The 26,789-nt window shown below is 64.2% G+C and carries 24 protein-coding genes; 11 read left to right on the forward strand and 13 right to left on the reverse strand.

Annotated features, from left to right (window positions below; genetic code table 11):
* Positions 1 to 51: 51 nt before the first annotated feature.
* Positions 52 to 2,049 (forward strand): CocE/NonD family hydrolase, encoded by a 1,998-nt coding sequence (locus WA950_RS15780; RefSeq protein WP_424552659.1) that lies wholly within the window; start codon positions 52 to 54, stop codon positions 2,047 to 2,049.
* Positions 2,050 to 2,061: 12 nt separating this feature from the next.
* On the opposite strand, the gene WA950_RS15785 is transcribed toward WA950_RS15780, so the two are convergent.
* The 3 genes from WA950_RS15785 to WA950_RS15795 are packed head-to-tail and all read right to left on the reverse strand — an operon-like array spanning position 2,062 to position 7,437.
* A complete protein-coding gene (locus WA950_RS15785) occupies positions 2,062 to 5,244 on the reverse strand; it encodes an error-prone DNA polymerase (protein ID WP_424552660.1) in 3,183 nt (1,060 codons plus the stop codon).
* Complete coding sequence (locus tag WA950_RS15790) at positions 5,241 to 6,764, reverse strand: DNA polymerase Y family protein (RefSeq protein WP_424552661.1); 1,524 nt, start codon at positions 6,762 to 6,764, stop codon at positions 5,241 to 5,243. The genes WA950_RS15785 and WA950_RS15790 overlap by 4 nt, the downstream gene beginning before the upstream one ends.
* The gene (locus WA950_RS15795; protein WP_424552662.1) at positions 6,679 to 7,437 is read right to left on the reverse strand and encodes an ImuA family protein; all 759 of its coding nucleotides are present in this window, start codon (positions 7,435 to 7,437) and stop codon (positions 6,679 to 6,681) included. The genes WA950_RS15790 and WA950_RS15795 overlap by 86 nt, the downstream gene beginning before the upstream one ends.
* Before the next feature lie 162 nt (positions 7,438 to 7,599).
* Between WA950_RS15795 and WA950_RS15800 the strand changes: the two genes are divergently transcribed.
* The gene (locus WA950_RS15800) at positions 7,600 to 7,905 is read left to right on the forward strand and encodes a hypothetical protein (RefSeq protein WP_424552663.1); all 306 of its coding nucleotides are present in this window, start codon (positions 7,600 to 7,602) and stop codon (positions 7,903 to 7,905) included.
* Between the two features lie 75 nt (positions 7,906 to 7,980).
* Here WA950_RS15800 and WA950_RS15805 read toward each other — a convergent pair whose 3' ends face one another.
* The 6 genes from WA950_RS15805 to WA950_RS15830 all read right to left on the reverse strand — a co-directional run bounded on the left by WA950_RS15805 (position 7,981) and on the right by WA950_RS15830 (position 13,574).
* On the reverse strand, positions 7,981 to 9,879 hold the full coding sequence (locus WA950_RS15805) for a nitric oxide reductase activation protein NorD (RefSeq protein WP_424552664.1): 1,899 nt from the start codon (positions 9,877 to 9,879) through the stop codon (positions 7,981 to 7,983).
* 7 nt (positions 9,880 to 9,886) lie between these two features.
* On the reverse strand, positions 9,887 to 10,690 hold the full coding sequence (locus tag WA950_RS15810; protein WP_424552665.1) for a CbbQ/NirQ/NorQ/GpvN family protein: 804 nt from the start codon (positions 10,688 to 10,690) through the stop codon (positions 9,887 to 9,889).
* A gap of 65 nt (positions 10,691 to 10,755) precedes the next feature.
* Positions 10,756 to 12,102: a cbb3-type cytochrome c oxidase subunit I gene (locus WA950_RS15815; RefSeq protein ID WP_424552666.1), complete on the reverse strand. Its 1,347-nt coding sequence runs from the start codon at positions 12,100 to 12,102 to the stop codon at positions 10,756 to 10,758.
* A gap of 25 nt (positions 12,103 to 12,127) precedes the next feature.
* On the reverse strand, positions 12,128 to 12,580 hold the full coding sequence (locus tag WA950_RS15820; protein ID WP_424552667.1) for a c-type cytochrome: 453 nt from the start codon (positions 12,578 to 12,580) through the stop codon (positions 12,128 to 12,130).
* A 155-nt stretch (positions 12,581 to 12,735) separates the two neighbouring features.
* A complete protein-coding gene (locus WA950_RS15825) occupies positions 12,736 to 13,011 on the reverse strand; it encodes a cytochrome C oxidase subunit IV family protein (protein WP_424552668.1) in 276 nt (91 codons plus the stop codon).
* A gap of 8 nt (positions 13,012 to 13,019) precedes the next feature.
* On the reverse strand, positions 13,020 to 13,574 hold the full coding sequence (locus WA950_RS15830; protein ID WP_424552669.1) for a cytochrome c oxidase subunit 3: 555 nt from the start codon (positions 13,572 to 13,574) through the stop codon (positions 13,020 to 13,022).
* A 98-nt stretch (positions 13,575 to 13,672) separates the two neighbouring features.
* On the opposite strand from WA950_RS15830, the gene WA950_RS15835 reads away from it, so the two are divergent.
* Both WA950_RS15835 and pncB read left to right on the forward strand, forming a co-directional pair.
* Positions 13,673 to 13,828 carry a hypothetical protein gene (locus tag WA950_RS15835; protein ID WP_424552670.1) on the forward strand — a complete coding sequence of 52 codons (156 nt, stop codon included), beginning with the start codon at positions 13,673 to 13,675 and terminating at the stop codon, positions 13,826 to 13,828.
* Between the two features lie 99 nt (positions 13,829 to 13,927).
* The gene (pncB, locus tag WA950_RS15840; RefSeq protein ID WP_424552671.1) at positions 13,928 to 15,232 is read left to right on the forward strand and encodes a nicotinate phosphoribosyltransferase; all 1,305 of its coding nucleotides are present in this window, start codon (positions 13,928 to 13,930) and stop codon (positions 15,230 to 15,232) included.
* Positions 15,233 to 15,297: 65 nt separating this feature from the next.
* Here pncB and WA950_RS15845 read toward each other — a convergent pair whose 3' ends face one another.
* Positions 15,298 to 15,762 carry an RrF2 family transcriptional regulator gene (locus tag WA950_RS15845; protein ID WP_424552672.1) on the reverse strand — a complete coding sequence of 155 codons (465 nt, stop codon included), beginning with the start codon at positions 15,760 to 15,762 and terminating at the stop codon, positions 15,298 to 15,300.
* Between the two features lie 333 nt (positions 15,763 to 16,095).
* Positions 16,096 to 16,959 carry a MurR/RpiR family transcriptional regulator gene (locus WA950_RS15850; protein WP_424552673.1) on the reverse strand — a complete coding sequence of 288 codons (864 nt, stop codon included), beginning with the start codon at positions 16,957 to 16,959 and terminating at the stop codon, positions 16,096 to 16,098.
* A gap of 631 nt (positions 16,960 to 17,590) precedes the next feature.
* On the opposite strand from WA950_RS15850, the gene WA950_RS15855 reads away from it, so the two are divergent.
* The 7 genes from WA950_RS15855 (at position 17,591) to WA950_RS15885 (ending at position 26,136) form a co-directional block, all read left to right on the forward strand.
* Positions 17,591 to 19,072, forward strand: a complete 1,482-nt coding sequence (locus tag WA950_RS15855) for a M81 family metallopeptidase (RefSeq protein ID WP_424552674.1) — start codon at positions 17,591 to 17,593, stop codon at positions 19,070 to 19,072.
* A gap of 53 nt (positions 19,073 to 19,125) precedes the next feature.
* Positions 19,126 to 20,643, forward strand: a complete 1,518-nt coding sequence (locus WA950_RS15860; protein ID WP_424552675.1) for an ABC transporter substrate-binding protein — start codon at positions 19,126 to 19,128, stop codon at positions 20,641 to 20,643.
* 19 nt (positions 20,644 to 20,662) lie between these two features.
* Positions 20,663 to 21,604, forward strand: a complete 942-nt coding sequence (locus WA950_RS15865; protein WP_424552693.1) for an ABC transporter permease — start codon at positions 20,663 to 20,665, stop codon at positions 21,602 to 21,604.
* Complete coding sequence (locus WA950_RS15870) at positions 21,601 to 22,461, forward strand: ABC transporter permease (RefSeq protein ID WP_424552676.1); 861 nt, start codon at positions 21,601 to 21,603, stop codon at positions 22,459 to 22,461. The genes WA950_RS15865 and WA950_RS15870 overlap by 4 nt, the downstream gene beginning before the upstream one ends.
* A gap of 2 nt (positions 22,462 to 22,463) precedes the next feature.
* Positions 22,464 to 24,275: a dipeptide ABC transporter ATP-binding protein gene (locus WA950_RS15875; RefSeq protein ID WP_424552677.1), complete on the forward strand. Its 1,812-nt coding sequence runs from the start codon at positions 22,464 to 22,466 to the stop codon at positions 24,273 to 24,275.
* A 152-nt stretch (positions 24,276 to 24,427) separates the two neighbouring features.
* Positions 24,428 to 25,576 (forward strand): M24 family metallopeptidase, encoded by a 1,149-nt coding sequence (locus WA950_RS15880; RefSeq protein ID WP_424552678.1) that lies wholly within the window; start codon positions 24,428 to 24,430, stop codon positions 25,574 to 25,576.
* A 128-nt stretch (positions 25,577 to 25,704) separates the two neighbouring features.
* The gene (locus WA950_RS15885) at positions 25,705 to 26,136 is read left to right on the forward strand and encodes a VOC family protein (RefSeq protein ID WP_424552679.1); all 432 of its coding nucleotides are present in this window, start codon (positions 25,705 to 25,707) and stop codon (positions 26,134 to 26,136) included.
* A gap of 66 nt (positions 26,137 to 26,202) precedes the next feature.
* On the opposite strand, the gene WA950_RS15890 is transcribed toward WA950_RS15885, so the two are convergent.
* Positions 26,203 to 26,562: a VanZ family protein gene (locus tag WA950_RS15890; RefSeq protein ID WP_424552680.1), complete on the reverse strand. Its 360-nt coding sequence runs from the start codon at positions 26,560 to 26,562 to the stop codon at positions 26,203 to 26,205.
* A gap of 93 nt (positions 26,563 to 26,655) precedes the next feature.
* On the reverse strand, positions 26,656 to 26,789 hold a 134-nt coding region (locus WA950_RS15895; RefSeq protein ID WP_424549644.1), incomplete at its 5' end, for a hypothetical protein.

The following is a 26,789-nucleotide window of genomic DNA, read 5'->3' on the forward strand; positions in this document are numbered from 1 at the left end:
TTCGCGCCGCTTCCGGTCCAATCCGACTTTTGCTGCTGAACGGATTATTCCATGTCTCGCGCCTTCACCGTCATCGAAAACGAATGGATCACGCTTGCCGACGGCACGCGGCTTGCCGCCCGCATCTGGATGCCGGAGGGGACGGATCGGAATCCGGTGCCCGCCGTGCTCGAATTCCTGCCCTATCGCAAGCGCGACGGCACGTGCCTGCGCGATGAATCGACCTATCCCGTCTTCGCCGCCGCCGGCATTGCCGGGGTGCGCGTCGATATCCGCGGTTCGGGCGAATCCGACGGGGTGATCGACGGCGAATACACGCGGCTGGAACTGGCGAATGCCTGCGAACTCATCGAGTGGATCGCCGCGCAGTCCTGGTCGAACGGCTCGGTCGGCATGATGGGCATTTCCTGGGGCGGCTTCAACTGCCTGCAGGCCGCCGCCCTCAAGCCGCCGGCGCTGAAGGCGGTCATTTCCATCGCCTCCACGGTCGATCGCTACAACGACGACATCCACTACAAGAACGGCACGCATCTTTCCGCCCAGCTCTCCTGGGCCGCGACCATGCTGGCCTACCAGTCCCGTTCGCCGGACCCTGAGATCGTCGGCGACCGCTGGAAGGACATGTGGCTGGAGCGGCTGGAAAACGAGCCCTTCTTCATGGAGGAATGGCTGCAGCACCAGCGCCGCGACGACTTCTGGAAGCATGGCTCGATCTGCGAGGATTTCGACGATTTCTCCATCCCCGCCCTCGTCATTGCCGGTTGGGCGGATGGCTATCGCAGCACGCCGCTGAAGGCTGTCGAAGGGATCGGGGGCAAGGCGAAGGCTCTCATCGGGCCGTGGGTTCACAAATATCCGCATTTCGCCTGGCCGAAGCCCCGCATGGATTTCCATGCCGAGGCCATCGCCTGGTGGAACCGCTGGCTGCGCGGCGAGGAGAACGGCGCGGAAAAGATCCCGCAGGTGCGGGCCTATATCCAGGATGCCGCCCGCCCGTCGCTGCGCCGTGAATTTGATCCGGGTTTCTGGATCGCCAAGGACAGCTGGGAGACGCCCGAAATGGCGCCTTTCCATGTCGAGCAATCGGGGGCGCTCGCCTCCGGCATGCCGCTTGCCGGCGCTTCCGGCAACGAACGCTACCTCAAGTCGCCGCTGGATACCGGCACCATGGCCGGCGAGTGGTTCACGCTGAAGCCGGATGCGGAAATGGCACTCGACCAGCGTCTTGACGATGCCGGCTCGCTGGTCATCGAGACGGCCCCGCTCAGTGAGGCGCAGGATTTTCTCGGCCAGCCCGTGCTGGAACTCGATCTTGCGACGGATGCGGACATCGGCAATCTCTGCGCCCGCCTCGTCGATATTCATCCGGACGGTACGGCGACGCGTGTCACCTTCGGTGTCGTGAATCTTGCGCATCGGGACGGCAATGCCGAACCGAAAGCCATGCCCGTAGGCCGCAAGACCCGCATCCGCCTCGTGCTTGATGCGATGGGCTATCGCTTCCGGCCGGGTCACCGCATCCGCCTGTCGCTCTCGACTGCCTACTGGCCGATGGTGCTGCCGCCGCCGGTGGATGCCGGCGTGACGATCGACCTCGCTTCGCTCACCCTTTCCCTGCCAAGGCTCGGCACGCACCGGGTGGTTTCCCTGCCCGAGCCGGAAAATCCCGATCCGCTGCCGCAATATACGACGCTGACGCCGGGCGAGACGGCGCGCGGCGTGGAGCGTGACCTGACGAACGGCCTGACCGAATATTCGATCTACGAGGATACCGGACTTACCGAACATCCCGGCACGGGGCTTGCCACGCGGCAGGTGCGTGACGAACTCTGGTCTATCGCCGGGAACGATCCGCTATCGATGACCGGCACGGCGGCCTGGACCTGCGATCTGCAGCGCTCAGGCTGGTTCGTGCGCACGGTTGCGAGGGCGACCATCGCCTGCACGGCAACGGACTGGCTGGTCTCCGCCTCCATCCGCGCCTTCGAGGGCGAGGTGCAGATCTTCGAGAAGTGCTTCGAGAAGGCGATCCCTCGCGACTTCATGTAAAACTTCAAGAAATCAATGGAAGTCACGGGATTTGACGCGGATCGTCTCGAGATGACCCGCGTCCTTCTGTCCCGGAACGCCGCCGCGCCGGCCGATGCTGGAAAAGTCCGCGGAGAGATCGGCGAGGTGCTGCACGACGATATGCACCACCTCGCCCTCCCGCTGGACATAGCCTTTGACGCCGATCATCGGCGCGCCCATCACGATGGCGCGGTAGGCGAGGAAGACCTTGCGCCAGACGACGAGATTGGCGATGCCCGTCTCGTCCTCCATCGTCACGAAGATGACGCCCTTGGCTGAGCCCGGTTGCTGACGCACAAGCACGATGCCGGCTGTCTCGACCTTCTGGCGATCCTTGAGCCGTGTCGCCTCGGCGCAGGTGAGGATGCGGCGGCGCGTGAGACTTTCCCGCAGGAAGCTGACCGGATGCGCCCGGAGCGTCAGGCCGACATGGCCGTAATCTTCCACCACTTCGCCGCCCGCCGCCATGGGGCGCAGAGCCACAACGGGCTCGCTCAGTTCCGGAACGAGCGTCGCCTCCCGCTCCGCCGCCGCCGTGAAGAGCGGCAAGGGCTCGTCCCGAAGGCCGCGGATCGCCCAGAGCGCCTCGCGGCGCGAAAGGCCGAGCGAGGGCAGGAAAGCGTCCGCCTCCGCAAGCCGCACCAGCGTCTCGGCTGCAAGCCCAGAGCGACGCCAGAAATCGTCGATGGAGGCGAAGGGCTCCTCCCCTCGGGGCGCGACGAGCTTGCCCGCCTCCTTGTTGCCGAGCCCCTTCACCATCCGCAGCCCGAGGCGGACGGCAAAGAGTCCCGGTTCCTGCGTCGGCTCCAGCGTGCAATCCCAACGACTTTCATTGATGCAGACCGGCCGCACCTCCACCCCATGCTCGCGCGCATCGCGCACGATCTGCGCCGGCGCGTAGAAACCCATCGGCTGGGAATTGAGCAGGGCCGCGCAGAAGACGTCCGGGTGGCGGCATTTCATCCAGGCCGAAGCATAGGCGATGATGGCGAAACTGTAGGCATGGCTTTCCGGGAAGCCGTAGGAGCCGAAGCCTTCGAGCTGGCGGCACATGCGTTCGGCGAATTCCCGGGCATAGCCTCTTTCGACCATGCCCTCTCGCAGTTCGTCCCGAAATTTGTCCACGCCGCCTGTGTGCTTGAAGGTTGCCATCGCCCGGCGCAACTGGTCGGCCCGACCCGGCGTGAATCCGGCGCATTCGATCGCCACCTGCATCGCCTGTTCCTGGAACAAGGGCACGCCAAGCGTTCGCTTCAGGACCATCTCGAATTCCGGTTTGGGATATTCGACCGTTTCAAGCCCCTGCCGCCGCCGCAGATAGGGGTGTACCATGTCGCCCTGTATCGGTCCCGGCCGCACGATCGCTACCTGAATGACGATGTCGTAAAGTTCCTTCGGCTTGAGGCGCGGCAGCATGGACATCTGCGCCCGACTTTCGATCTGGAACGTGCCGATTGTGTCGGCCTTCGAGATCATATCATAGGTCGGCTTGTCCTCTTGGGGGATGTTGGCGAGCGTGCGGCTTTCGTTCTTGTGCTCCTTCAGGAAGTCGAAGGCGCGGCGCATGCAGGTGAGCATGCCGAGCGCCAGCACGTCCACCTTCATGAAGCGCAGGGATTCGATGTCGTCCTTGTCCCATTCGATCACCTGCCGGCCGTCCATGGCTGCGGGTTCGATGGGCACGAGATCGTCCAGCCGGTCACGCGTCAGCACGAAGCCGCCGGGATGCTGCGAAAGATGGCGGGGCGCACCGATCAACTGGCGGGCCAGTTCGAACAGCAGCTTTATGCGCCGGTCATCCACATTGAGGCCTGCCGATCCGGCATGGTTTTGCGGAACATCGTTGGACCAGCCCCAGACCTGCGAGGACAATGCCTTCAGCACGTCCTCCGGCATGCCTAGCGCCCGGCCGACATCGCGCATGGCCGCGCGCGAGCGGTAGCGGATGACGGTGGCGCAGAGCGCTGACCGGTCCTGTCCATAGGTCTTGTAGATCCATTGGATCACTTCCTCCCGGCGCTCGTGCTCGAAGTCGACGTCAATATCGGGCGGCTCGCCGCGCTGTTCAGAGACGAAGCGCTCGAAGAGAAGGCCGTTCACCATGGGGCTAATGGAGGTAATCCCAAGAACGTAGCAGACTGCGCTGTTGGCCGCTGATCCCCTGCCCTGGCAGAGAATGTCGATGGAACGGGCATAATTTACGATCGATCGCACGGTGAGGAAGTATGGGGCGTACTTCATATGCGCGATGAGTTTTAGTTCATGGTTTAGCTTGCCACGAACCCGATCCGGTATGCCATCCGGATATCGCTCGGCCGCCCCCTCCCACGTATGTTTCTCCAGCGCCTCCTGCGGCGTGAGATGCGCATATTCCTTCTCGTCCGGGTATTGATATTGCAGCTCGTCGAGCGAGAAGCGGCAGCGCTCCACGATTTCCCGCGTGCGGGCAAGCGCCTCCGGGTAGCGGGTGAAAAGCCGGTGCATTTCCTCCGGCGGCTTCAGGTAGCGGTCGGCGTGGCGTTCGCGCAGGAAACCGGCATTGTCGATGACGACATTGTTGCGGATGCAGGTGACGATGTCCTGCAACATGCGCCGTCCGGGTTCGTGATAGAGCACGTCATTGGTAACGACGGTGGGCACGCGGTATTGCACCGCGAGGTTGGAAAGATCGAAGAGGCGGAGCTGGTCGTTCGGCCGGCGGCGCAGCGTGAGGGCGAGGTAGCTGCGGTCGCGGAAGGTCTCGCGGAGACGGCGCAGATGGAAGGCGGTCACGTCATCCGCCTCGTCGGGCACCAGCACGGCGATGAGGCCCTCGTTCCATTCGACGACATCGGCCCAGTCGAGGTGGCACTTTCCCTTGCCTGCCCTCTTCTTGCCGATGGTCAGCAAGCGGCAGAGGCGGGCATAGGCGTCGCGATCGGTCGGGTAGACGAGCAGCGACATGCCGTCGACAAGATCCAGCCGGCAGCCGACAACGAGGCGCACATTGACCTCCGGCAGTTCCTTCACGGCCTTATGCGCCTGAACGATGCCGGCAAGGCTGTTCCGGTCGACGACGGCCAGCGCCTCGATGCCGAGCGCGCCGGCCTGGGCGACCAGTTCGGCGCAACTGCTCGCCCCGCGCAGGAACGAGAAATGGGAGGTGACCTGAAGCTCGGCATAGCGCGGTTTCATGCGAAAATCCCATGCAGGAACCAGCGGCCGAGTCCGCTGGCCGCCTCGGCCTCGCCGCCCGAACGGAAGAGCCAGAACCGTTCGCCCCCGGCATCCTCGACCTGAAAGTAATCGCGCACGGCGGCCAGTTCCGCATCGCGCTTCCACCATTCACCGAAGATGCGTTCCGGGCCGTCCGCCCGCTTCACCAGCCGCCGCACGCCGCGCCATGTGAAGGAGGCGGGCGGATGGTCAGGCAGGAGCGCCATGACCTCGATCGGCTCCGGCCGGGCAAGCAGGCGCGCGGGGCGTGGCCAGCGGTCCTGCCAGGTGGCGCCGTCATCCGAGGCGAGCGGTTCGATACGGTGGAAGGAGCGTTCCGGCACGTCGCTTTCGACGGGCGCGAGGCGATAGAGCCGGCGCGCGCCGATGCGGTTGGCGATCACGTCGAGGAGGCCGGCAATATCGGCGGTCTCCTCCTCAATCAGCGAGGAAACCGCCTGTTGCAGGACGAGCGGTTCGGCAAGCGTCGCGGTCAGGTCCATGATCTCTATGCCGAAACCGGGGTCGATAGTCTCGATCCGGTCGTGCAGGAGCCGGACGAGCCGTTCTTCATCGCGCACGGCGCGCGCCGTGCCGACGCGGATTGCCTGCAGGGAATTGTCGACGCGGTGGAAGAGAAGGTCGAGCCGGCGCGCACCGAGACCGCGTTTTTCCAGCGCCTGGCAGAGATCGCGCACGAGGCTGGCCGTATAGCGCGCGATGGTTTCCGGTGCGCCGATCGGCTCGCCGAAGACCTTGCGGACCGTGGCGAGTTCCGGGTCGCGCAGCGGATCGACGGGCTCGGATATGGTTCCATGCAGCTGATCGAGCCTGCGGCCGAGGAGCGGACCGAAGCGCAACACGAGCGGCGCGCGCGGTACGGCGAGCACGTCGCCGATCGTGGTAAAGCCCAGCACATGCAGGCCCGTCACGGTTTCCGGTGAAATCCGCAGCCCCGGGATGGGCAAGGCCGCGACGGTTTCGGCGGATGCTCCGGGCGGAATGACGCATACGGGATCGGCGAGAAAACGCGCGGCGGCATAGGCCGCGCCCCAGCTGTCGGCGATGGCCGCGCGGGCGAAAATGCCGGAGGCGGCGAGGCGGTTGACGAGGCCGGTCAGCATGCGCTCCTCGCCGCCATGCAGGTGGTCGGCGCCGGTCGTGTCGATGACGAGGCCATCGGGCGGATCGGGCGCGACGATGGGGGCGTAGTGCTGCAAGGCCCACAGGGCAAGGCGCTGGAGCGCCGCCGCATCGGCCGCGGGATCGGCAGGCATGGTCTCGACGTCGGGCAGCAGCGCATGGGCCTTGGCAAGCGCCATGCCCACGCGAAGGCCCGCCTGCTCGGCCGGCTTGCTCACCGCCGTCACGATGCGGCGCGATCCTTCCTTGCCGACGAGAACGAGCCGCCGGTCAGGCGGAGGCGCCGCGGCGCCAAGAGCCCGCCTCAGGCGATCGATCGGCCAGCCGGGAAGAAAAAGCGATACGACCCTCGGCATCGGATGCCTCCACTTCGAATTCCGCCGTCTCGCCGGAACGGCAACGGGTGAGTTCCAACAGCCATTGCGCCCGGCCGATGCCGGGCACCGGAAGCGGCGCGGACGGACGCATGGAAACCCGCCAGCGCGTCACGGCGGCGGATGGCAGCATGAAGGCATCCGCCTCCCGCCTGTGGCGGAAGCGGCGCAGGGCGATGCCGAGCGTACCGCCGGCCTCGGCGGCAAGTTGCAGGCGCCGCGATGCGGTCATCGACAGGCGCGCGACCTCCGCCACCACCGCGCCGAGCCCGCCATGGCGCAGCCCCTCCTCGAAACAGAGGAGCAGGCTCTTCTCGTCGCCCGCTTCCACATAAATGACGCGGCCGGGGGCAAGTCCCGCCTGCATCATGGCCGGGGCGAAGAGATCAGGCCGTGTCAGGCACCAGAGCACCTGCCCCTTGGTGCGCGCCGCGATACCGGCGGCAAAAAGCATGGCGGCCGCGCCCTCGACGGCATCGTTGCCGCCGCCGCAGACCTCATGCAGGCTGGCAAGCGCCAGCCCGCCGCCGGGCAACCGCTCGTCGATTTCCGGTACGCCGAAGGGCAGCACCGCCCGGTCTCGCAGGGCCCGGCCATCGAATTGCCGGATGCGGTCGCGCAGGTCGGCAACAACGGCATTGGCAGAGGGGGACATCGATTTGGCGGCTCCAGCTTGAGAAATTGTGTTCTCTATTTGTTCTCAATCTTCGCAAGAGTCAATTGCAGGCCGGATCACAGTTTGAATCATCGACGGGAACCAATGGGCGCGACGGAAGTTGTGCTTCATGCCATTCCCATCAATTCAGGAGACATGCTCATGGCTGACGAAAAAAGCACCGGTAAACGCACGCCCAGCGTCGTTGAGGGTGTCGAAAGCATTTCGGAGGAAGCCCGCATTGCGGCGGCGGAAGCGACGGTCAGCGAGCAGATCGAGGCGTTGAAACTGGAAATCAGCCGGATGAAGGAATCCGCCGGCTTGATCGCGGAAGGCACGGGTAACCTCGCGGTCGCCAAGGCGGAATCGTTGCGTGATGACCTGCGCCAGACCATTCAGGACAATCCGCTCGTCGCCCTCGCCGGTGCTGCCTTCATCGGCTACCTGTTCGGCCTGCGCCACCGGTAAACTCTCTTCCGTCGAGGACAAGAAAAGCCCGGCATGGTGCGGCATGCCGGGCTTTTCCTCGCGATCTTGGGCCCTCTATCCCACAAGACCACGATAGATCGCCGGCAGCGCCGCAGGCAGCCGGGCGATGTTGCTGACAATGGCATAGCCGTTGCGGCCGAAGATGGCCGGCACATAGGCCTGCGCTTCCCGGTCGACCGTCACGCCGAATATGCTGACACCCGTGCGGCGCGCTTCCATGACGGCACGGCGGCTGTCTTCCAGCGCGAAGCGGCCTTCGTAATGGTCGACGTCGTTCGGCTTGCCGTCGGTGAGCAGCAGCAGCAGCTTGCGGCGGTTCGGCTGTTCACGCAGTTTTGCCGCCGCATGGCGGATCGCCGGGCCGATGCGGGTGTAGAAGCCGGGCTTCAGCGCGGCGATGCGCGCCTCGACGCCGTGCCCCATAGGCTCGCCAAAATCCTTGACCGTCTCGACGCGCACCCAGGAGCGGCGGCGCGAGGTGAAGGTGAGGATCGAGTGCCGGTCGCCGCAGGCGGCAAGCCCGTGGGCAAGCACCGTCAGCGCCTCCTTCTCCACGTCCAGCACCCGGCGATTGTCGAACCAGGCATCGGTGGAGAGCGACACGTCCACGAGGATGGTCACCGCAAGGTCGTGCGCCTGCGGCCGGCTCATCAGGTGGATGCGGTCGCTGCCCTGCCCGCCGGCGGCAAGGTCGCTGCGCGCCCGCACCACAGCATCGAGATCGAGTTCCGCTCCGTCGAGTTGCGCGCGCAGCATTTCATGGCGCGGGCGCAGCACCTCGAATTGACGGCGCACCCGCCGGATGAGGCTCTTCGTGTCGGGGGCGGCCTCGCACACTTCGGCAGTGTCGGGTGCCGGGGAGGCAAGCACCCGGCAATGGTCCGGCAGGTAGGTTGCCGTGCGGTAATCCCATTCCGGATAGGTATATTCGCCGGTCAGCCGCGTACGGTCGAGGGCTTCCGGCGGCAGGTCGAGATCGAAATGGAAGCGCGCGGCGGGCCGCCCCTTGCGCTCGCCCAGCGTCATGTCGTCCAGTTCGTCGGCGGCGCTGGAATCGTGATCGTCGCTGTCGTCGCCGGGGCGGTCGACATTGACCATCTCGGCCATGGCGAGGATCTTCTCGAAGCGGTTGAGAATGAAGGGGCTGCGCTCGCTCTTGCGATTTTCCGCCTTCTCGCGCAGCGCGACGTGCCTGCCGGTTTCCGCCGCCATCGGATCACCGCCGGTTACCGGCTGGTCTTCTTCCCCGCGCTCATCGCTTTCTTCGCGCAGCAGCGCATCCGGCCAGAGCGGCACGGGCAGCATGGGCAGATAGCCGGGTGGCGCGCGGTGCGGGAAGATGACCGGCAGCGTATTGTCTGCAAGCCCTGCCCCCTTCTTCAGGAGGCTGAGGACACGGTTCTCGACATGGCGCTCGATGGATGGCAGCGGGCGGCGGCTGCGCGCCTCGGCCGTTGCGGCGCAAAGCCGCTTGTAGCGTCGGACGAGCCCCGGAAAGGCGGCCAGAACCGCCGTCGCCGTCGCCTCCGCCCGCGCCAGGATGGCAAGGTCGCGCTGAAGCGGATCGCGGTGGGTAACCTCATCGAGCGGCATGACAGCCATGGCGGCGGCCAACCAGACATAGAGGTCCAGGTTGAGGCCACGGTCCGGGAAGAGAGCGATTTCCCCCGGAAGCATCAGCGTTGCATGGTCGCGACCGGGCTGCACCAGCTTTTCCTCGCCGAGCCCCATGCGCTGGCGCAGCCGGAGGCGGTGCGTCGAGGTGCGCCCGCGTGCCGGGGCGATCTGCACTGCCCCCTCCCCGCCAAAACCACGGAAGCAGACGGCGAGCACCGGTCGAACGTCTTCCAGCCGGACGGCATGGTCCGGATGGCGTGGCCAGGTGGCCGTGTTGCCGACGAGCCGGTGCCATGCCCGGCCGACGGTTTCCTCGAACTCCAGAAAATCCAGCATGGCGGCCTCAGCGGATCATGGCGTCGGCGACTTCAAGGAGCGCGATCCTGACATCCGGCTCGTCGGTAAGCGGTTCGATCATGGCGGCGCGCACGGCTTCGCGCATCGTCATGCCGCTGTCGATGAGGCAGGCGCAATAGACGAGGAGACGGGTGGAGACCCCCTCTTCCAGATCGTGACCCTTCAGCGCCCTGAGCCGGTGGGCGAGATCGACCAGCGGCGCGACGCGCCCCTCGTCGAGGCCGCTTTCCGTGGCGACGACGGCGATCTCCGCTGCCTTCGGCAAAAAGTCGAACTCGATGGCGACGAAGCGCTGGCGCGTGGAGGGTTTCAGCGCCTTGAGGAGGTTCTGGTAGCCGGGATTGTAGGAGACGACGAGCATGAAGCCGGCCGGGGCCTCCAGCACTTCGCCGGTGCGCTCCAGCGGCAGGATGCGCCGGTCGTCGGTGAGTGGATGCAGCACCACGGCGACATCCTTGCGGGCCTCGACGATCTCGTCGAGATAGCACACGCCCCCTTCGCGCACCGCGCGTGTCAGCGGGCCGTCGACCCAGACCGTGTCGCCGCCCTTGAGCAGGTAGCGGCCGGTAAGGTCGGCCGCCGACAGGTCGTCGTGGCAGGAGACGGTCGAAAGGGGAAGGCCGAGCTTTGCGGCCATGTGGCTGACGAAGCGGGTCTTGCCGCAACCTGTCGGGCCTTTCAGCAGCAACGGCAGCTGGCGGGTCCAGGCCGTTTCGAACAGGGCGCATTCATTGCCGGAAGGGCTGTAGGCGGGAATGTCGGCGCGTGCGGTCTTGAGCATGACGTTCATTTCGGTCTCCACGAATGTCTGGAAAGAGGGAGCCGGCCCCGTGGGATGACGGGGCCGGCCAGCGCTCACTCGGCCGGCTGGACCAGCTGCGTGAGGCTGTCGCGCCGTTCCCGGCCCGGCACGAGCACGGCCCAGATGAACATCAGCGCCGAGACGAGGACGACGGCGCCCGAGCCGAGGCGAACCCAGTAGAACAGGGCAAGCTGGTCCTGCACGTCCATGAAGTTCTCGCCGAGCACGCGCTGCAGGTGGACCTGCACGACACCGGCGAAGGTGAGCGCGAAGGTCATGACCGACATCGCCGTGCACATGATCCAGAAGCTGGCGATCGAGAGCCACTGGTTATAGGGCGCGCGACCGCGGATTTCCGGGATGGCATAGGCCATGATGGCAAGGTTCAGCATCACATAGGCGCCGAAGAAGGCGAGGTGGCCATGCGCTGCGGTGACCTGCGTGCCGTGGGTATAGTAATTCACCGACGACAGCGTGTGCAGGAAGCCCCAGACGCCCGCGCCGAAGAATGCCATGACCGAGCAGCCGATCGACCAGAGCAGCGCCGCCTTGTTCGGATGGTTGCGCCCGGCCTTCCAGGTCATCACGAAGGTGAAGATGACCATGGTGAAGAAGGGTGCGACTTCCAGCGTCGAGAACAGCGAGCCGATCCACTGCCAGTAGCCCGGGGCGCCGATCCAGTAGTAGTGGTGGCCCGTTCCGAGGATGCCCGAGAACAGCGCAAGGCCGACGATGACGTAGAGCCATTTTTCCACGACCTCGCGGTCGATACCATTGAGCTTGATCATCAGGAAGGCGAGCACGGAGGCCATGATCAGTTCCCAGACGCCCTCGACCCACAGGTGGATGACGTACCACCAGTACAACTTGTCGAGCGCCAGGTTGATCGGGTTGTAGAAGGCGAAGAGGAAGAAGATCGCCAGGCCCCACAGGCCGAAGAGCAGGATGTTGATGACGGTGGTCTTGCGACCCTTCAGCGCCGTCATGGTGATGTTGAACAGGAACATCAGCACGACGACGACGATGCCGACCTTGGCGATGAAGGTCTGCTCGAGGAATTCGCGCCCCTCGTGGATGCGGAACATGTAGCCGACGACCGTAAGGCCCGCCGCCACGAAGAACAGCCAGAACTGGAGAACGGCGAGTTTCGGGCTGTATAGCTCCGTCTCGGTCTCCTCCGGGATCATGTAGTAGGTTGCGCCCATGAAGCCCATGAGCAGCCAGACGACGAGCGCGTTGGTGTGGATCATGCGCACGATGTTGAAGGGCAGGAGTTCGGAAAGCGTGTTCGGCATAACATAGATCAGGCCGGCCACGACTCCGAAGAGCACCTGGGCGAGGAAGAGGCCGAGCGCGCCGTAGAAATACAGCATTGCGACCTTTTGCGTTTGATATTTCATGTTTTTTCTCCTCAACGCTTGTCCGTCAGCCGGCTTCGTTCGGCGGCCAGTTCTGGGTCAGGATCCGGCTCGTCCATTCGAGGAAGTCGGCGAGATCGTCGAGTTCCTGTTCGGTAAGGTTGAACTGCGGCATCTGCCGCCGGCCTTCCGCTCCGCTCGGCTGCGCGGCCATCCAGGCCTTCAGCGTCTCGCGCGCGCCCTCCGGGTCATCGACGCCGCCATAGCGCTTCCAGACATTGCCGAGCTCGGGCGCGAAATAGGCGCCCTCACCAAGCAGCGTATGGCAGTTGATGCAGGCGTTCTTTTCCCAGACATGCTTGCCGCGTGCGACGCCATCGGTCAGCGTCGTCTCGTCTGTGGAGGTGGTTTTGATAAAATAGTGACTGTGGGCCGTTAGCCCCACGAAGATCGCGAAGAAGAAGATAGACCCGCCATAGAAGACGTTGCGGGCCCCGGTCTTGGTTAGGCGCTCTGCCATCCCATGGTCCTTTCCCTTGCCGAAACCCCAGGGGCCCGGCGCCAAATCCCGCTGACTGGTTTGCCGACGATCCCCTCGCCGGCAATGCGGAACGTCCTCGTTCTAGCGGTGGGGGAAAAGCCTTCTTTGCGCATTGGCAAAGAGCGCGGCGGTTGTCAGCCGATCAGCGCGACGACGACGGTGCGCGCAAGGCCGAGCGACAGCAGCGCGGCCGGCCAGGCAAGCAGCGCGGAGCGCAGGACGCTGCGGCTCGGGCGAAGTTCCATGAAATCGAGGATGACAAGACGCCCCTTGGCATAGGCCATGACAAGGACGGCGGCGATCGGCACCAGCAGCCCGCCGCTGAGCCCGCCGACAAAAGCGCCGCCTATCGCGAGCGTCAGCACGATGGCGAGCGTGGCGATGAACTGTTCGCGGGCCTGTCGGGTCATGGCGTGCCTCAGGTGAGATAGACGATCGGGAACATCACGAGCCAGACGAGATCGATCGCGTGCCAGAGCGTGGCGATCATCACGACATTCGCCCGCGAGGGGCGCCAGGCGACGAGAAGGAGAATGCCGGCGCCGAACAGGACATGCAGCAGGTGGAAGCCGGTGATGAGGAAATAGAGCTCCGCGAGCGTTCCGACCCCGCCGATGCCGGAACGGACCTCGACGGTATATTCGATGGCCTTGACGGCCGCGAAGGCGAAACCGAACAGCGCCGCAAGTACGAGCGGGCGGCGGACCGCATTCCCCTCGCGGCGCACCGCAAGCGCGGCCAGCCAGCCACTCAGGACGAGAAGCACCGTATTGAGGGCGGCAAGCCCCGGATGAAGATGCGAGCGCAGGAGCGTTGCGCCACCGGTATCCAGAACTGTCGTCACCAGGAAGGCGACAAGCAGCGCACCGAAGGCCGCAAGTTCGCTCCACACCAGAATCCAGAGCAGAAGGGAATCGGCTTGCCCGTTCTCCGTTTCAGGAACCGCAGTGCCCATGTCATCTATCGTCGCCATGGATGTTTTCTAGCGCGAGGTTCCTCGGCCTTCTTTGCGCAGGCACAAAGAGAAGCGAGGCCGGGCGCGCCATGATGGGGCAAAGGAAAGGGTTTCTCATGACGGACGCACAGTTCGGCCTTGTCGTCGCAGCACCGGTTATCGCCGGCTTTGCACTGATGCTCTATCGCATGGGCGTCTTGCAGGGCGCGGGAACAATATCAGCCGTTGGCGCATCGGTGGTCATTGCCGGTGTGCTCTTCTTCGGCCAGTGAGCACCCTTGCAATAGACGGTTCGATAAACGAGGCTGGCGCGGTTGCGCCGGCGCTTTGCCGCCGGTGGACGATAGACCCGTCATCGACCAGGAGCCGGCATGGCCGTCAACGATATCGCGACCCGCACCTACGACCATAATTTCCGGCTCGACCCCATCGTGCGCAGCCTGCTCGATACGGATTTCTACAAGCTGCTGATGCTCCAGATGATCCGGCAGCTTCATCCGGACGTGAATGCGACCTTTTCCCTGATCAATCGCACGACGAGCGTGCGGCTCGCCGACATAATCGACGAGGGGGAACTGCGTGCCCAGCTCGACCACGCCCGCAATGTGCGCTTCTCCAAGAAGGAGCTGATCTGGCTCGCCGGGAACAGTTTCTACGGCCGATCGCGCATGTTCGGCCCGGATTTCATTGCCTGGCTCGGTGCCTTCCAGCTTCCCGACTACGAGCTGCGCAAGGCGGACGGGCAGTATGAACTGCATTTCGACGGGCCGTGGACGCACACGACGATGTGGGAGATTCCGGCGCTCACGATCATCAACGAGCTGAAATCCCGCGCAGCGATGCGCAACAAGGGCCGCTTTGCGCTCGATGTGCTCTATGCGCGCGCCAAGGCGCGGCTCTGGGAAAAGGTGGAGCGATTGCGGAAATTGCCCGATCTCGTCATCTCCGATTTCGGCACGCGGCGGCGGCACGGATTCCTGTGGCAGCGCTGGTGCGTCGAGGCGCTGAAGGAGGGGCTTGGCGATCGCTTCATCGGCACGTCCAATGTGCTGCTCGCCATGGACGCCGATCTCGAGGCGATCGGCACCAATGCGCATGAATTGCCGATGGTTGCCGCCGCGCTTGCCGAAGACGACGAAGCGCTTGCCCGTGCGCCCTATCAGGTGCTGGAAGACTGGCGGCAGCACTATAACGGCAACCTGCTGATCGCGCTTCCCGATGCTTTCGGCACGCCCGCCTTCCTCGCCAATGCGCCCGACTGGGTAGCGGACTGGACCGGGTTCCGGCCGGACAGCGCGCCGCCCATTGCCGGCGGCGAGCAGATCATCGACTGGTGGCGCGCGAAGGGGCGCGACCCGCGTGAAAAGCTGCTGATTTTCTCCGACGGCATGGATGTCGACACGATCGAGGAGACCTACCGGCATTTCCAGGGCCGCGTGCGCATGAGCTTCGGTTGGGGCACCAACCTCACCAACGATTTCCGGGGATGCGATCCGGACGGAGGCAGCGGCCTCGACCCGATCTCCCTCGTCTGCAAGGTGACGAGCGCCAACGACCGACCTGCCGTCAAGCTTTCCGACAATCCACACAAGGCGACGGGCGATCCGGCGGAAATAGAGCGATACCGCCGCGTCTTCGGCGTCAACGGCCAGACGGCGCGGCCGGTCGAGGTCTAGCGAACGGATGGGTGCGTGGCGTCAGCCCCGGCGCTGCCGGAAACGGCAGTCGCAGGCGTGGCCTGTCAGCCGAATCGCTTTTCCTGGGCCTCGTCCTCGATCATCACGGCAGCGCCCGGCACGGTGACGAATTGTTCGAGCGTCAATGTGTCGAGGATGGAAGCGACGGCGTCGCGCACTTCCGTCATCGCCCGGCGGACCTGACAGGCTTCGGGATCGGCGCAGTCCTCGCAGGCTTCATATGCCGTGCGGCTCGCACAGCGGATCGGCGCAAGGGGGCCGTCAAGCACGCGGATGGCGTGGCCGATGCGGATTTCCGACGCGGGATGCGAGAGCGAATAGCCGCCGCCGGGGCCCTTCTTCGAGCGCAGCATGCCGGCATTGCGCAGTTCAAGCAGGATCGTGTCGAGGAACTTCTTCGGAATGTTGTTGCGCAGCGCGATCTCGCTGACGAAAGCCGTTTCGCCCGGCGCAAGGCGCGCGAGGTCCACGAGGGCCTTCAGTCCGTATTTTCCCTTTTTCGTCAGCATCTCAGCCTGCTTTCCATCGGCTATGCGGCAGCGTGGACGCATAGCGCATCCGGCGGTCTCGTCGTCTTCTTCGGGAAGAGTGACCGGCTTCCCCATTGACGGGTGATTCCGGTCTATTCTAGGCACCGAAGTGCGAAAAACATATAAAAACGGTATAATTTATTTCCGCGTCGAGCCGCAAGGAAATTGGCCTCCCGTGCCGGGCTTTCAGGAGTTTTTGGCGGCGGACGTGCCCATTTGGCATCAATTTCCACTGCTTTTGATCCTGTATCGGGCTTTGCAGCCCTGATTCCCACCTGAGAGGCCTTGCACGACGTAAAGGAGCGCGAGCGTTCAGTCGCCGAGAAGCTGGCGGTCGTCGCCATCGCGCCGGCTGACGAGTTCCTCCTTGATGCTGCGCAGGGTCTTCAACGATTTGCTCCGGTCGGCATAGGCAACGAGGTTGGCCAGCATGTCGATGACGGCGAGATAGGCGAAGCGGGTCGAGGTCGGGCGGAAGATGTTCCTGCCCTCCGGCAGGTCGACGGAAACCACCACATCCGCCGCTGCGGCCACCGGCGATCCGCTCTGGGTGACGACGACGGTCGGAACGCCCCGCTGGCGCAGCAGTTCGAGGCAGTGGACAAGGGCCGAATCGCGACCGGTGAAAGACGAGCCGAAGACCACCGTGCCCGGCTGCGCCGCCGCGGAAAGCATCGCGTTCATATTGTGGTCGTTCGATGTGTGGATGCGGCAGCCGAGCCGGAAGAGCCGGTTGTGCAGTTCGTTGACGATCATCGCCGAATTGCCGCTCGCTCCGAAAGCCTGGATGAAATCGGCGCCGCGCAGCAGGCGGGCCGCCGTCTCCAGCGCGGACAGGTCGATCTGGCGGTGAAGCTGGAAGAGCGCGTTCTGCGCCTTGGCGATGATATCCGCCGCAACCTCGTCGGGCGTTTCGGTCGGCACTTCCGGCTTGACGTAGCGCAGGCCTACATAGGTCAGCTTGGCCAGCTGCACCTTGAAGTCCGGAAATCCCTTGCAGCCGAGCCTGCGGCAGAAGCGCGTGACCGTGGGCGGCGAGACGCCTGCGCGCTCGGCCAGATCGCCGATCGAGGCGTTCATGACGAAATCCACGTCCTCCAGGGAGAGCTGCGCGAGCTTTCTGTCGAGGCCCGACAGCTTGCTTCCTTCATCCGACAATGCGTGGAAAAGGTCCATCAGATCCTCCGCTCGCGAAACTCGCGCGGGTTGCCGCTATTTGGGTGAAAATGAATTTCTCGATTGGCAAGACATATCACAGGATCGGAATGTAGCAATGTGGCAGGCGGGAATTTCGATAGTCTGCGCGGAGGGTGGCGGTGCAGTGAAGCCCTCCAGCCTGTGGAATTTGAGCAGATTTTTTCGACGATCTGCGTTTGGGATGCCGAAACGCAGGAAAGGGCGTGTAAATCCAGCCATTCTGGTCGACATTATTTTCACTTCCGTTCACGCAGCCCATGAGGCTTTTGGGTCGTCAGGGTGGCGCGGTGCCTGCGCAACTGCCTGATACGAAAGCGGGATTTCGCCAGGTGGGCAGCGGGCCGTGGTTCTCCCGATTGTCTGGATTGTGTAAATTTGCCCGAAAAAGCTGAGTGTGTGAAAACACATTACACATATTCGTTCCAGCGGTCGCCGCCATGTTGACTTTCCCTGAAATTATCGCATCATTTAGAAAATAAATTACATCGCTCAGGCGGTGTTGCAAACGACGGGAACCTGCATTCCGAGCCCTCAGGCTGGCAGTTCGGCACCATGGCGGTGCCGTGGCCGGCGGTGTTCGAGCGTCAGCCCCCATTCGGAACGAACATACATGCGCATCTTCACAGCTTCGCTTGCCACCGAGACGAACACCTTCTCGCCCGTTCCGACGGATATGAATGCTTTCAAGGCGGCTTTCTATGCGGGGCCGGGCGAGCATCCCGATACGCCGACGCTCTGTTCCTCCGTGGTGCCGATCCTGCGCCGGCGCGGCCGTGCCGAAGGGTTTACCGTCATCGAGGGCACGTCCTGCTGGGCTGAGCCCGCCGGTCTTATCCAGCGGCAGACCTACGAGACGCTGCGCGACCGGATCATCGGTGAACTCAAGGCTGTGTTGCCCGTCGATGCGGTGGTGCTCGGCCTGCACGGCGCCATGGTGGTGCAGGGTTATGACGACCCAGAAGGCGATTTCCTCGCCCGTATCCGCGATCTCGTTGGTCCCGGCGTGCTGATTGCCGTCGAATTCGATCCGCACAGCCACCTGACCGCCCGGCGTGTCGCCAATCTCGACATCATGGCAACCTTCCTCGAATTCCCCCACACGGATTTCGAGGAACGCGGCGAGCATGTCGTCGAACTGGCGCTGCGCACGCTGCGGGGCGAGATCAAGCCTGCCATCTCCACCTTCGACTGCCGCATGATCACCATCTATCCGACGAGCCGCGAGCCGATGCGTTCCTTCGTCGACCGGCTGAAGGCGATGGAGGGCAAGAACGGCATCCTCTCGATTTCCGTCATCCACGGCTTCATGGCGGGCGACGTGCCGGAAATGGGTACGCGCATCGTGGTCGTGACCGATGGCGACAGGGCGAAGGGCGACGCGCTGGCCGAGAAGCTTGGCCACGAGCTCTACGGCATGCGCAGGGAGACCGCCATGCCGATGTTCGACACCGAGGCGGGCCTCGACCGGGCGATCGCGGTTCGCGCGGCGCAGCCGGGCGTGCCGGTCGTCATCGCAGATGTCTGGGACAATCCCGGCGGCGGCGTGGCGGGTGACGCCACATTCATCCTGCGCCGGATGATCGAGCGCGGCTTCGAGGATGTCGCGGTGGCGACGATCTGGGATCCGATCGCCGTTTCCTTCTGCCATGCGGCGGGGGAAGGCGCGGAGCTGGCGTTGCGCTTCGGCGGCAAATCGGGACCGGAGGGCGGCGAGCCGCTGGACCTGCGGGTCACGGTTCAGGCCGTCTTCGATGCCGGCTGGCAGAGTTTCCGCAACAGCCGCGTGACGCTCGGCGCTGCTGCCGTGGTGCGCCCGCTCGGCACGACCATCGATATCGTGCTGATCACCAGCCGCACCCAGACCTACGAGCCGGATATCTATTCCAACCAGGGCGTGGACTTCACGAAGAAGGCCTTCCTGCTGGTGAAATCGACCAACCATTTCCATGCGGGCTTCCAGCCGGTCTCCTCCGAGATCGTCTATGTTGCCGCTCCGACCTCCTACCCGACGGATCCCGCCACGACGGCCTACCGCAAGGCGCGGCTTGACCTGTGGCCGCGCGTTGCCGATCCGCTCGGGCTTGAAAGCTGAACCACCTGCCGGACGGGAGCCGGCACGAAACTTCTATAAGAGAGGGGTACAAGATGAAAAACGCAATTATTCTCATGACCTTGGCGGCGCTTGCCGGAAGCACCAGCAGCCTCGCCATCGCCCAGACGACAGACGGCGTGCTGACGGTCGCGACCATCGGCGAGCCGCCGACGCTCGACGTCATGCAGACGGCGACCGATATCGTGCTGACCATCGACCAGCACATTTTCGAGACGCTCTACACCTATGATCTCGAATGGCGCTCGGTGCCGCTGCTGGCGCTTGCCATGCCCGAGATTTCCGAGGACGGCCTCACCTATCGCATTCCGCTGCGCGAAGGCGTCAAGTTCCATGACGGCAGCGATCTGGACTCCAAGGACGTGACCGCCTCGCTGACGCGCTGGATGGCGGTCAATTCCAAGGGCAAGCAGGTCGCCGAGATCGTCGAAAGCCTTTCGGAAGACGGCCCGAACATGGTCGTCATCAAGCTGAAGTCGCGCTATGCGCCGCTGCTGGCGACCTTCTCGCAGGCCTCCGTCATCATGCCGTCGGAAAAGATCGCCGATACGCTGACGGAATTCGTCGGCACCGGTCCCTATGCGCTGAAGGAGCGCAAGCCGGACCAGTATACGCAGCTCGTGCGCTTCGACGATTACAAGTCGCCCGAGGGCGAGCCGAGCAACTATGCCGGCAAGCGCGTGGCGATCGCCAAGGAAATCCGCTTCGTGCCGGTTCCCGATGCCAATACCCGCGTCGAGGGCCTGATCTCCGGCCAGTTCGATTTCGCCGATTCGCTTCCCGTCAGCGCCTATGATCGCGTCGAGGCAAGCGGCACGGCCAAGCCGGTGATCTATGAGAACACCGGTTGGGCTTCGCTCAACATGAACATGAAGGAAGGCCTGCTGGTCAAGAAGGAGCTGCGCCAGGCCGTACAGGCCGCGCTCAACCCGAACGACATGATGCTGGCCGCCTTCTCCGACGAACGCTTCTTCAGCGTCGATGCGTCGATCTTCCCGAAGGGTTCGCTCTGGTACACCGAGGCGGGCGTCGCCCGTTACGGCGAAGGCGATCCGGAAGAGGCCGGCAAGCTGCTTGCCGATGCCGGTTACGACGGCACGCCGCTGCGCCTGATGACCAGTCGCCAGTACGAGTTCCACTACAAGATCGGCGAGGTGGCGAAGGCCTATCTCGAAGCCGCCGGCTTCAAGGTTGATCTTCAGGTCGTCGACTGGGCGACGCTGACGACCCGCCGTGCCGACCAGAAGGAATGGGATATCTTCATCACCCATTCGAACTTCCCGGGCGACCCGACGACGATCAACACGATCACCGACAGCTATCCGGGCTGGTATGTCTCGGACGAGAAGACGAAGGCCGTGGGCACCTACATGGATGCGGTTTCCGACGCGGAAAAGCAGGCTGCGTGGGAAGGTATCCAGACGGTGATCTACGACGATGCACCGCTGTTCAAGGCAGGCAACTTCAACGCGGTGACAGGCGTCGCTGCCGGTATTTCGGACTACACCCCGACCTACTGGCCGCACTTCTGGAACGTCACGCCCAAGAAGTAAGGGGTAAATCATGGCAAGGATCGTCCAGGCATTGTTGAAGCGGCTGGGAGGCATGGCAATCGTGCTTGCCCTGGTCGTGACGGTGGTTTTCGTCATCGTCCGCGTGACGCCGGGCGATCCTGCCGCCGTGATGCTGGGGTCGGATGCGACCCCGGAAGACATTGCGCAATTGCGCACGAAGATGGGGCTCGATGCGCCGCTGATCGCCCAGTATGGCCAGTTCGTGCTGGGCATCCTGAAGGGCGATCTCGGCCAGTCCATCTTCCTCAATCAACCGGTGACGCAGGCGCTCGCCGCGCGTGCGGAACCGACCTTCTTCCTCACGCTGTTCTCGATCCTGATTGCGGTCGCGATCTCGCTGCCCGTCGGCATTCTTTCGGCCGTCAAGCGCGGCACGCTGTTCGACCAGATCGTCGTGACGCTGACGATGGTGGCCGCGAGCGTGCCGAGCTTCTGGCTGGGCCTCATGCTCATCCAGGTCTTTGCCGTCGGCCAGGGCTGGTTCCCGGCTTCGGGCTATGGCGGGCCGGATACGGCCTTCCTCGAGCGGCTGCACCATCTCGTTCTGCCGGCCGTCGCCCTCGGCGTCGTCAATTCGGCGCTGATCACCCGCTTCACCCGCGCCGCCATGCTGGATGTGCTGGGCGATGACTATGTGCGCACGGCCCGCGCCAAGGGCGCGAGCGAGGGGCGCGTGATCCTGAAACATGCATTGAAGAACGCCATGATCCCGATCATCACCGTGATCGGTCTCTCCATCGCCATGCTGGTGGCGGGCGCCGTGGTGACCGAAACGGTCTTCGGTCTGCCGGGCGTCGGCAATCTCGTCGTCTCGGCCGTGCTGCGCCGCGACTATCCCGTCATTCAGGGCGCGCTGCTCGTCGTCGCGGCGATCTACGTGCTCATCAACTTCATCGTCGACATGCTCTACATTCTCGTCGATCCGCGGGTGCGCCTATGATGGCCGGTTCCCTGACCCATCCCTTCGCGGCGGGCCTGCGCCGGCTCTTCCGCAACCGCGCCATCCTGTTCGGTGCGATCATCCTTCTTGTCGTGCTGCTTGCGGCAATCCTCGCGCCCTGGGTCGCCCCCTATGCGCCGAACAAGCTGTCGATCGTCAACAAGCTGAAGGCGCCGTCGCTGACGCATTTCTTCGGCACGGACGAATTCGGCCGCGACATCTTTTCGCGCGCCATCTATGCCGGCCGCATCTCGCTGCTGGTCAGCCTTGGCGTCGTCTGCATCTCCACCGTGCTCGGCGTCATCCTCGGCGTCGCCGCCGGCTTCTTCCGCAAGCTCGATGCGCCGATCTCGCGGCTGCTCGATGCCATGATGTCCTTCCCGGATATCCTTTTGGCCATCGCGCTCGTCGCGGCGCTCGGGCCGTCGTTGACGACGGTCATCCTGGCGCTCGGCATCACTTATGCGCCGCGGCTTGCCCGCATCGTGCGCGGCTCGACGCTGGTGCTGCGCGAACTGCCTTATATCGAGGCGGCGGTCGCCATGGGCCTGCCCACCTGGCAGGTTCTCACGCGCCACGTCCTGCTCAACCTTGCCTCGCCCATCCTCGTGCAGGCGACCTTCGTCTTCGCCTCGGCCATGCTGGCGGAAGCCAGCCTCTCCTTCCTCGGCGTCGGGGTTTCCACCGATATGCCGACCTGGGGCACGATGCTCGCCTCGGGCCGTGAATACATGAACAACGCGCCCTGGCTGATGGTGTTTCCGGGCCTTGCCATCGTCTTTTCGGTCCTTGCCCTGCAATTGCTCGGCGACGGGCTGCGCGATCTGGTCGATCCGCGTCTTGCGAAGGAAAGCTGATCATGACTGCAACGGATAATGCAAGCCGGGCAGTACTTTCGGTCGAAAACCTGACGACCTCCTTCAAGACCGCGGAAGGATGGCGCGCCGTCATCCGCAACATCAACCTCAAGGTCGATGCCGGCGAGACCGTCGCCATCGTCGGTGAATCGGGCTCGGGCAAGAGCGTCACGGCGCTGTCCACCATGCGTCTGCTGCCGCCCGGCCGGGCGCGCTGCGAGGGCCGTATCCTGCTCGAAGGGCGCGATCTGCTTCAGGCTAGCGATGCCGAAATGCGCGCGGTGCGCGGCGGCGTCATCGGCATGATCTTCCAGGAGCCGATGACCTCGCTCAATCCGGTCTTCACGATCGGCAACCAGATCGCCGAAGCGCTGGTGCTGCACCGCGACCTTTCCTGGACGGCGGCGGAAGCGGAGGCGTTGCGGCTGATGGAGCGCGTGCGCATCCCGGCCGCGAAGTCCCGCCTGCATGAATATCCGCACAAGTTCTCCGGCGGCATGCGCCAGCGCGTGATGATCGCCATGGCGCTCGCCTGCCGACCGAAACTGCTGATCGCCGACGAGCCGACGACGGCCCTCGATGTGACCGTGCAGGCCGAAATCCTCCATCTCCTGCGCGAATTGCAGCGCGAAGAGAATATGGGCGTGCTCTTCATCACCCACGACATGGGCGTGGTTGCGGAAGTGGCCGACCGCACGGTCGTCATGTTCCGCGGCGACATGATCGAGACCGGCCCGACGCCGGAGATTTTCGCCGCGCCCAAGGCGGCCTATACCAGGGCGCTGCTCGCCTCCATCCCGCGTCTCGGGACGATGGGCGATGCGCCCGCGCCGCGCCGCTTTCCGGATGTCGACGCGACGACCGGCGAGGCTTCCGGCGGGCGGGTCATGCAGACGGTGGCGGCCGAGACGAAGCCGATCCTGAATGTCGACAAGCTGTCCGTCCGCTTCGCCCTGCCGCAGGGACAGATCCACGCGGTCGAGGATGTTTCCTTCGATCTCAAGCCGGGCGAAACGCTGTCGCTCGTCGGCGAATCCGGCTGCGGCAAGTCGACGACGGGACGGGCCATCATGCGCCTCGTCGATCCGACCGCTGGCTCGATCGTCATCGATGGGCAGGATGTGACGAAGGCGAGTTCAAGGTCGCTGCGGGCCATGCGCCGCAACACGCAGATGATCTTCCAGGACCCGTTCGCCTCGCTCAATCCACGCATCACCGTCGGCTCGGCGATTGCCGAGCCGATGCTTGCGCATGGCCTTTGCGGCCGAAGGGAAGCGAAGGAACGCGTGGCCGAACTGCTGGAGCAGGTCGGTTTGCCAGCTGCTGTCGCGACGCGCCATCCGCACGAATTTTCCGGCGGCCAGCGCCAGCGCATCTCGATTGCCCGCGCGCTCGCGCTGGAGCCGAAGTTCATCGTCGCGGACGAGGCAGTCTCCGCGCTCGACGTGTCGGTGAAGGCGCAGGTCGCCAATCTCCTGCTCGACCTGCAGGAAAAGCATCGCCTCGCCTATCTCTTCATCTCGCATGACATGGCGGTGGTGGAGCGGGCGAGCCACCGTGTTGCGGTGATGTTCCTTGGAGAGATCGTCGAGATCGGGCCGCGCGCGGCGATCTTCGACAATCCCCAGCATCCCTATACCCGCCGCCTCATCTCAGCCGTGCCGATTCCCGATCCGACCCGGCGCGGCAAACAGCCGCCGCCGCTCAACGAGGAAATCAAGAGCCCGCTGCGCCCGTATGACTACGTCCCGCCCAAGCGGGCCTATCGCGAGGTTTCGCCCGGCCATTTCGTCCACGAGAACGCCGCAGCCTGAGGGCTGCGGCCCGGCACCAGGCTCGGGCACGATAACGCGGAATTGCATTTTTCTTGTCGACATGAATGTCCTCTGGTCGCTAATAGAGGACAATCATGGTGGTGTGCATGGCGCTGGACGCCGGCCGCCGCGCCGACACAGGAGAGTTGAGAATGTCGTGGCAGCATCCCGTACCCCGGATCACGGATCAGGAAAGACTGGAGCGGCTTTCGCGGCTTCGCCAATTGCTGGAGACCGAGGGTCTTGCCGGCATGTTGCTCGGGCCGAGCGAAAGCCTGCTCTACTTCACGGGACTGGTCTGGCATGCCAGCGAACGGTTTCTCGGGGCGCTGGTCACGCCGACCGGACTTTACTACATCGTTCCGGGCTTCGAGCGCAGCCGCGTCGAAACCCTGCCGCACCTGCCGGGTGAAATCCTCGAATGGCAGGAAGAGGAAAGCAGCGCGGCGCTTGTCGCGCGCCTTCTTGGCAATGCCGGAAAGCTGGCGCTCGACGATGCCATGCCGCTCTACTTCTACCATGCGCTGGCGGCAGAGCTGGGGACGGACAGGCTGGCGAATGGCGGACCTCTCATCAATCGCCTGCGCTGCATCAAGTCGCCCGCGGAAATCGCCCTCATCCAATATGCGATGGGCCTGACGCTGGATATTCACAGGCAGGTCTTTGCCTCGCTCAAGCCCGGCATGCTCGCCTCCGAGGTCGTCAAGTTCATCGACCAGCGGCATCGCGAGGTCGGTGCGGATGACGGTTCGACCTTCTGCATCGTCTCCTTCGGCGAGGCGACCTCGTTGCCGCATGGCGCCGAGGGGGATCAGGTGCTCGGCGAGGATGACGTCATCCTGGTGGATACGGGTTGCCGTATCGACGGTTATCACTCGGACCTGACGCGGACCTACAAGCTGAAGCCGGGCGACAGTGCCTTCGAGGACGCCTGGGCGATCGAGCGCGCAGGGCAACAAGCCGTCTTCGATGCCGCCAGGCTTGGTGCGCCCTGCTCCAGCCTGGACGACGCGGCGCGTGCCGTGCTCGAAAAGCATGCGCTCGGCCCCGATTACAGGCTGCCCGGCCTGCCGCACCGCGCAGGCCATGGGCTCGGTCTGCAGATCCATGAAGAGCCCTATATCGTGCGGGGCAACACGACGGCGCTTGCGGCCGGCATGTGCTTTTCGAACGAGCCGATGATTGTTTTTCCAGGAAAGTTCGGCATCCGGCTCGAGGATCATATCTACATGACGGATAGCGGCCCGCGCTGGTTTACCGAGCCGTCCAAAGGGCCGTCGGACCCGTTCGGCACCCCATAGCGGGTGTCGGCGGCGTAGCCCGACGTCCGGCGTCGGGTTGACTTGAACGGCTATTTACGTTGATATCAATTCATTATCGAGCTGTACCCGCTCAAGCAGGCGGACCAGCACAACGGGAGGAGATACGCATGAAAATCGTGACCAGCCTGAGTTTTCAGGGACAATGCCGCGAGGCATTCGAGTTCTATGCAAAGGTTCTTGGCGGCAAGATCACCGCGGCCTTTCCCTATGGCGAAGCGCCGCCCGACATGCCGATCACCGATCCGAAATACAAGGACTGGCTGATGCATTGCTGGCTCGAGGTCGGTGATCAGGCCCTGATGGGTGCGGACATGGATGCGGCCTGGGCCCCCAACATCGACAAGCCCAAGAACGGATTCGACGTCACGCTGCACACCACTGACAAATCCGAGGCTGAGCGCTGGTTCAATCAGCTCTCCGGTGGCGGCCGGTCGGTCATGCCGTTCAGCGAGACCTTCTGGTCGCCCGGTTTCGGCTCGCTGGTCGACAAGTTCGGCGTACCGTGGATGATCAACACGATCCCCGCGACCGACGGCTGAACCGATTGGCATGGTGCCCTGCGGATTGATTTTCGCAGGGCATCGCATCCACATGGGTTTGGCCAGTCATTCCCGCCGGTCGGAAAGAAGCCGCGTGACGCCTGAATGGAGCAGGATACCGGCAAACAGGCCGACGACACCGCCGGCCGCCTTTACCGTGGCATCCATCAGCTGCGGGTGCCGCATGGGGGAAAGAAGCTGGAGAAGCTCGGCTCCGCCCGCTGTCAGGATGACCAGCGCGGCGACTGTCCAGCGGTGGCGCGGATAGGCGAAGACGAACAGGGCCGACAGGACGGCATAGGCCGCGGCACGGTCGAGATTGGTCGATACCAGATCCCTCGGCCGAAGGCCGATCGGGGAGACTGTGACGAAAATGATGGCGGCCAGGGCAAGCCAGGCGCCAATTCGGATAAGACGGATGGTCATCGTCCCTCCTAACTAGGCAAAGCACGGGGCCGTTACAATAGGAAGACGGCCGCCCGCAGGACGGCCGCATCACGATAGTGTCAGCCGGGAGCCCTACCCCCTGCCGAATTCGTCCTCGATGCGGATGATGTCGTCCTCGCCGAGATAGGATCCGGTCTGCACCTCGATGAGTTCCAGCAGGATCTTGCCGGGATTGGCCAGGCGATGCACCTCGCCCTGCGGGATAT

The organism is Shinella sp. (genome assembly GCF_049651085.1).
GTDB lineage: Bacteria > Pseudomonadota > Alphaproteobacteria > Rhizobiales > Rhizobiaceae > Shinella.

Excerpts from the sequence above, each read along its gene's own strand:
- WA950_RS15810 (WP_424552665.1), bottom strand. The coding sequence starts at position 10,690 with ATGAACGTCATGCTCAAGACCGCACGCGCCGACATTCCCGCCTACAGC.
- WA950_RS15825 (WP_424552668.1), bottom strand. The coding sequence starts at position 13,011 with ATGACCCGACAGGCCCGCGAACAGTTCATCGCCACGCTCGCCATCGTG.
- WA950_RS15850 (WP_424552673.1), bottom strand. The coding sequence starts at position 16,959 with ATGGACCTTTTCCACGCATTGTCGGATGAAGGAAGCAAGCTGTCGGGC.
- WA950_RS15815 (WP_424552666.1), bottom strand. The coding sequence starts at position 12,102 with ATGAAATATCAAACGCAAAAGGTCGCAATGCTGTATTTCTACGGCGCG.
- WA950_RS15790 (WP_424552661.1), bottom strand. The coding sequence starts at position 6,764 with ATGCCGAGGGTCGTATCGCTTTTTCTTCCCGGCTGGCCGATCGATCGC.
- WA950_RS15820 (WP_424552667.1), bottom strand. The coding sequence starts at position 12,580 with ATGGCAGAGCGCCTAACCAAGACCGGGGCCCGCAACGTCTTCTATGGC.
- WA950_RS15805 (WP_424552664.1), bottom strand. The coding sequence starts at position 9,879 with ATGCTGGATTTTCTGGAGTTCGAGGAAACCGTCGGCCGGGCATGGCAC.
- pncB (WP_424552671.1), top strand. The coding sequence starts at position 13,928 with ATGGCCGTCAACGATATCGCGACCCGCACCTACGACCATAATTTCCGG.
- WA950_RS15830 (WP_424552669.1), bottom strand. The coding sequence starts at position 13,574 with ATGGCGACGATAGATGACATGGGCACTGCGGTTCCTGAAACGGAGAAC.
- WA950_RS15780 (WP_424552659.1), top strand. The coding sequence starts at position 52 with ATGTCTCGCGCCTTCACCGTCATCGAAAACGAATGGATCACGCTTGCC.
- WA950_RS15855 (WP_424552674.1), top strand. The coding sequence starts at position 17,591 with ATGCGCATCTTCACAGCTTCGCTTGCCACCGAGACGAACACCTTCTCG.
- WA950_RS15860 (WP_424552675.1), top strand. The coding sequence starts at position 19,126 with ATGAAAAACGCAATTATTCTCATGACCTTGGCGGCGCTTGCCGGAAGC.
- WA950_RS15795 (WP_424552662.1), bottom strand. The coding sequence starts at position 7,437 with ATGTCCCCCTCTGCCAATGCCGTTGTTGCCGACCTGCGCGACCGCATC.
- WA950_RS15885 (WP_424552679.1), top strand. The coding sequence starts at position 25,705 with ATGAAAATCGTGACCAGCCTGAGTTTTCAGGGACAATGCCGCGAGGCA.
- WA950_RS15875 (WP_424552677.1), top strand. The coding sequence starts at position 22,464 with ATGACTGCAACGGATAATGCAAGCCGGGCAGTACTTTCGGTCGAAAAC.
- WA950_RS15800 (WP_424552663.1), top strand. The coding sequence starts at position 7,600 with ATGGCTGACGAAAAAAGCACCGGTAAACGCACGCCCAGCGTCGTTGAG.
- WA950_RS15835 (WP_424552670.1), top strand. The coding sequence starts at position 13,673 with ATGACGGACGCACAGTTCGGCCTTGTCGTCGCAGCACCGGTTATCGCC.
- WA950_RS15785 (WP_424552660.1), bottom strand. The coding sequence starts at position 5,244 with ATGAAACCGCGCTATGCCGAGCTTCAGGTCACCTCCCATTTCTCGTTC.
- WA950_RS15890 (WP_424552680.1), bottom strand. The coding sequence starts at position 26,562 with ATGACCATCCGTCTTATCCGAATTGGCGCCTGGCTTGCCCTGGCCGCC.
- WA950_RS15870 (WP_424552676.1), top strand. The coding sequence starts at position 21,601 with ATGATGGCCGGTTCCCTGACCCATCCCTTCGCGGCGGGCCTGCGCCGG.
- WA950_RS15880 (WP_424552678.1), top strand. The coding sequence starts at position 24,428 with ATGTCGTGGCAGCATCCCGTACCCCGGATCACGGATCAGGAAAGACTG.
- WA950_RS15845 (WP_424552672.1), bottom strand. The coding sequence starts at position 15,762 with ATGCTGACGAAAAAGGGAAAATACGGACTGAAGGCCCTCGTGGACCTC.